This window comes from Bradyrhizobium sp., from assembly GCF_049798375.1.
In the GTDB taxonomy this organism is placed as follows: Bacteria; Pseudomonadota; Alphaproteobacteria; order Rhizobiales; family Xanthobacteraceae; genus Bradyrhizobium.
Map to the genome: position 1 here is coordinate 1 of NZ_JBARGP010000032.1, position 4,863 is coordinate 4,863.

The following is a 4,863-nucleotide window of genomic DNA, read 5'->3' on the forward strand; positions in this document are numbered from 1 at the left end:
CGCGCGGTAAGCTGGGTCGCGGTCGGCTGCGGCGCAGTCGGATCGGGCGTCGCCCCGATGATCGAGGCCTTGGCGGTCGCCACCAGATCGCGCGTCGCATCCGAGGTCACCAGGGCAAACAGCACCGCCACCGAGGCAGCTGCGACCACGGCGAGCAGGATGCGTGAGGACACGCTTGCACGGCGAGGCCGCGCCGGCCAGTGCTCCTCCTCGAACTCGAGCCCTTCCCGCTCGTGCATCTGCATGTGGACGTTATGATGCTGCTCTTCCTCGTCGTCGTAGCCGGACAGGAACATCGGCATCGACTCTTCGGGAGGATATTCGTCGCCGCGCGTGGCGCGACCGAACCTGTAGGATTGCTGTGCCCGCGATCCGGTCGGCTCGTCGCCGAAGGCATTGAGATCAGGATCGCGTGAATTGCTTCTGTCGTGTGATCGACCGTAGGTCGTCCGCTCACCCATTGGCGATGTTCCCCGCTTCAACTCTGACGCAACTATCGGGGTATCCCAGCGGTCAGGCCTTGAAGGACCAACGCACTTCTAAAGGACCAACGCACGCAAAGATAACCCACTGCCCGAAGAGTAATTGACTAACTGAATCGGCCCAAAAGTGGACGATAGCAGGCGCGAATCTGGATATATTTTGCTCAGATTGCGGCGTAGACCTGTAAACCGTGCCGCGCTGAAAGTCTAAATCTCTTAAGTAACAATTACTAAGATGGATAATTAACCGTGCCACAATTTGGCTTGGTTGTATTAACTAAAAATCGCGCGTTTTACGAATTTTTAAGATATTTGATCGTGGAGCTCGCGGAATCGGCGGCGCCTGTGGCCCGCGCGCATCGATGGATCGCAACCATTGCTTGTGAGCACACAGGACTATCGATCGTCGTTAGGTGTTTTGTGACGATTTCGTTGCCGACGCCGTGCGGATGGCAACTCCCGCCGTCCGCACCGCGTTGCCATATTGCTCAGGGATGCAGGATGACCTTGCCCATCGCTTGGCGGCCCGCAAGCACCTTGAGTGCTTCTGCCGTCTGTGCCAGCGGGAAGGTGCGATCGACATGCGAGGAGATCTTGCCCTCGGCAGTCCACTGCACGAGCTTCTCGAGATTGGCGCGGTTCTTTGCCGGATTGAGCCGCGTCCAGGCGCCCCAGAACACGCCGCGGATGTCGCAGCCCTTCAGCAGCGCGAGATTGAGCGGCATCTTCGGAATGTCGCCGGCGGCGAAGCCGATCACCAGGAAGCGGCCTTCCCAGGCGATCGCGCGCAGCGCGGCCTCGGCATAGCTGCCGCCGACCGGATCGAAGATGATGTCGGCGCCCTTGCCGCCGGTGAGACGGCGCAGCCCTTCCTTCAGATCTTCCGTCGCGTAGTTCAGCGTCAGCTCCGCGCCATGGGCCTTGGCAAACGCCAGCTTCTCGTCCGACGAGGCGCAGGCGATCACCTTTAGTCCCATCAGCTTGCCGAGCTCGCAGGCCGCAAGGCCGGTGCCGCCGGCGGCACCCAGCACGGCCAGCGTCTCGCCCGGCTTCGGACTCGCGCGATCCTCCAGCGCATGCAGCGCGGTGCCGTAGATGATGATGATACCGGCCGCGCGATCGAAATCGAGATTGTCGGGAATCTTTACAATCGAGGCGGCCGGCAGCGCGATCTTCTCGCGCGCGCCGTTGTGGCCGCAGGAGGCGACGACGCGGTCGCCGACCTTCAGGTCCGTGACGCGGTCGCCGATGCTCTCGATCACGCCTGAAACCTCCGCGCCCGGCGAGAACGGGAAGGGCGGCTTGATCTGATACTTGCCCTGGATCATCAGGATGTCGAAGAAGTTCAGCGCGGCCGCCTTGATCGCGATCACGGCTTCACCGGGGCCAGCCACCGGATCGGGCATGTCGGCATAGACGAGATCGTCGGGCTGGCAATATTGCGAGCAGATAATGGCTTTCATGGACGCTCCCGAGAGGCTTGCTTTGTTGATGGGCTTGCTTTGTTGATCGCGCGTGTCCGGCTCTGACAAATGTCAAATCCGCCGCACCGGCGCGGAACCGAAAAGCTTCATGCCGGATTTACGCGGGCGCGACAATCGACTTGAGCCGCGGCGATTGTCGGAGCGAAGTCAAGCAAATGCCGCATCTCGAAAGGCGCGTTGGCGTGTCGCTCGCCATCGGCGCAATGTCTGCATGAAGGGGCCGTGCGTTCATGACACATGCGAGCCATAGTGCGATCCATGGCGCGCGATTGATGGCGACGACTCGCCGCGCCTGCGCGAACTGGTTCCGCCTGTAGCTCAACCGCCTTTGCAAGAATGTGGTTTAGCGGTTATTCCCCATCCGGCGCACCGGCCTGGGTTCCGAGCCATCTTCCAGTCACAATATTGGTAGAATCAAGCCGCGGGGGATTTGTATCTGATATGTTTCGGCGGTTACTGACAGCGCTGGCGATCGGCGGGCTGGTGGTCGGGGTTCCGAGCCTCGCAGCAGGGCAAAGCGCGGCACCGAAAGCGCCCAATACGTCCGCTTCCAAGGCGGCTGCGCCGAAAGCAGCGCCCAAAGCAGAGACCAAGTCTGCGGTGCCGAGTGTCGGCGGCGCCGAGCCGACCCTGATCGGTCAGTTCGGCGGTTGGGGTGCCTACACGGCGACGCCCGGGGGCAAGAAGGTCTGCTTCGCGCTGGCCAAGCCGAGTTCGTCGAAATCCAATCCGCCGAACCGTCCGCGCGACCCGGCCTATGCCTTCGTCTCGACCCGGCCATCCGAAAAAGTGGTCAACGAAGTCTCGATCATGATCGGCTACGCGCTGAAGCCCGGCTCGGAATCGACGCTCGAGGTCGGCGGCGCTGTTTATGCGATGTACACGCAAGGCGACGGGCTCTGGATCAAGAACGCGGCCGAGGAGGAGCGGATGGTGGAGGCGATGCGCCGGGCGCCGGACGCGGTGGTCAAGGGCGTCTCCGCCAAGGGCACCGAGACTACCGATACCTTTTCGCTCAAGGGCCTGTCGCAGGCGCTCGACCGCGTGACGCAGGAATGCAAGCGATAAGACGGCAAACGATAGAAGGCCGACGGTAAGATTGCCGGCTTTAACCAGATGCCATTTCCCACCCGTTCCCGTCGCAATTGCGGCCTGAATTGCTATATAACGCAGCTCGAAGCCTTCGGCCGCTGCGGCCGATCGGCACCCGAGATCACCAGGTTACCCAGATGTCGTCGACCGCCGAGCTGCGCCAGGCCACCGCGCCCCTCGAAAAGACCCCGCTCGAAACCTACGTGCCGCCGGCCCGGCCGTCGCTGATCGGGCTGTCGCGCGAAGAATTAGCCGCCAGGCTCAGCGAGATCGGCGTGCCCGAGCGGCAGCAGAAGATGCGCGTGCAGCAGCTCTGGCACTGGATCTACTTCCGCGGCGCGCGCAGCTTCGATGACATGAGTTCGGTCTCCAAGGAGACACGTACTGGGCTCGCGGAGCGCTTCACGGTCGATCGGCCGGAGGTCGTCGCCGAGCAGATCTCCAACGACGGCACCCGCAAATGGCTACTGCGGTTGCCGAGCGGCGACGTCATGCAGAAGGCGCATGAGGTCGAGTGCGTCTACATTCCCGAAACCGACCGCGGCACGCTGTGTGTCTCCTCGCAGGTCGGCTGCACCCTGAATTGCTCATTCTGCCACACCGGCACCCAGCGGCTGGTGCGCAACCTCACTGCCGGCGAGATCGTCGGCCAGGTCATGGTGGCACGCGATCGCCTCAACGACTGGGCCGATCGCGAGACGCCGCTCGGCAACCGGCTCGTCACCAACGTCGTGATGATGGGCATGGGCGAGCCGCTCTACAATTTCGACGCGGTGCGCGAGGCGCTGGCGATCGTCACCGACAATGAAGGCATCGGCATCTCCCGCCGCCGTGTCACGCTGTCGACCTCTGGCGTGGTGCCGAACATCGTCCGCGCCGGCGAGGAGATCGGCGTGATGCTGGCGATCTCGCTGCACGCGGTGCGCGACGAGCTGCGCAATGAGCTGGTGCCGCTGAACCGCAAATATCCGATTGCCGAGCTGCTGCAGGCCTGCCGCGACTATCCCGGCGCCTCCAATGCGCGGCGCATCACCTTCGAATATGTGATGCTCAAGGGCGTCAACGATTCGCTCGACGACGCCAGGCTGCTGGTGAAGCTGCTCAAGGGCATTCCCGCCAAGATCAATCTGATCCCGTTCAATCCATGGCCGGGCACGGCCTATGAATGCTCGGACTGGGAGCAGATCGAGAAATTCTCCGAATACGTCTTCAACGCCGGTTATTCCTCGCCGGTGCGCACGCCGCGCGGACGCGACATCCTCGCCGCCTGTGGCCAGTTGAAGTCGGAGACTGAGAAATTGTCAGCCCGCGAGCGCCAGGCGCTGCGCGCCATGGCAATGACGGATTGATACGTGCTCCCGCTTCCGTCATTGCGAGCGTCAACGAAGCAATCCAGTACTTTGAGCGTGACACTGGATCGCTTCGTCGCTGACGCTGCTCGCGATGACGAGGATGGTTTCCTGCCATGGCGCTGATCGGCCGTCTGTTCGCGATCGTGTTCGGTTTTGCCGCCGCCTGCTTCGTCGCCGGCCTGATCGTGGTGATCGCGATCCTGTTCCCGGAATTCTCGGATCTCGGCGATGGGCCGATCGATCAGGGCGCGCTCAACGTCGTCGTCGGGTTTGGCTTCATCTTCGTGTCCGGCTTCGCGCTGATGCCCGCACTCCTGATCGCGCTGATCACCGAGACCTTTTCGATTCGCAGCGTGCTGGCTTACGCGATCGGCGGCGGCGTGGTCGGGCTCGCCTGCTATCTCGGCCTGATTCCGTTCGATCCCGAGACCTTCCACTTCGAAGGCATCGTGC

The 4,863-nt window shown here is 62.6% G+C and carries 4 protein-coding genes and 1 pseudogene; 3 read left to right on the top strand and 2 right to left on the bottom strand.

Annotated elements, in window-relative coordinates; all coding sequences use genetic code 11:
* Positions 1 to 461, bottom strand: a pseudogene (locus WA702_RS01110) (hypothetical protein); the annotation flags it as partial.
* Positions 462 to 970: 509 nt separating this feature from the next.
* The gene (locus tag WA702_RS01115) at positions 971 to 1,945 is read right to left on the bottom strand and encodes an NADPH:quinone oxidoreductase family protein (RefSeq protein ID WP_425108680.1); all 975 of its coding nucleotides are present in this window, start codon (positions 1,943 to 1,945) and stop codon (positions 971 to 973) included.
* 462 nt (positions 1,946 to 2,407) lie between these two features.
* Between WA702_RS01115 and WA702_RS01120 the strand changes: the two genes are divergently transcribed.
* From WA702_RS01120 to WA702_RS01130, 3 genes are all read left to right on the top strand, one after another.
* On the top strand, positions 2,408 to 3,034 hold the full coding sequence (locus WA702_RS01120; RefSeq protein ID WP_425108681.1) for an invasion associated locus B family protein: 627 nt from the start codon (positions 2,408 to 2,410) through the stop codon (positions 3,032 to 3,034).
* Between the two features lie 161 nt (positions 3,035 to 3,195).
* On the top strand, positions 3,196 to 4,407 hold the full coding sequence (gene rlmN, locus WA702_RS01125; protein WP_425108682.1) for a 23S rRNA (adenine(2503)-C(2))-methyltransferase RlmN: 1,212 nt from the start codon (positions 3,196 to 3,198) through the stop codon (positions 4,405 to 4,407).
* Positions 4,408 to 4,523: 116 nt separating this feature from the next.
* Positions 4,524 to 4,863: hypothetical protein (locus WA702_RS01130; protein ID WP_425108683.1), on the top strand; the 340-nt coding region annotated here is incomplete at its 3' end.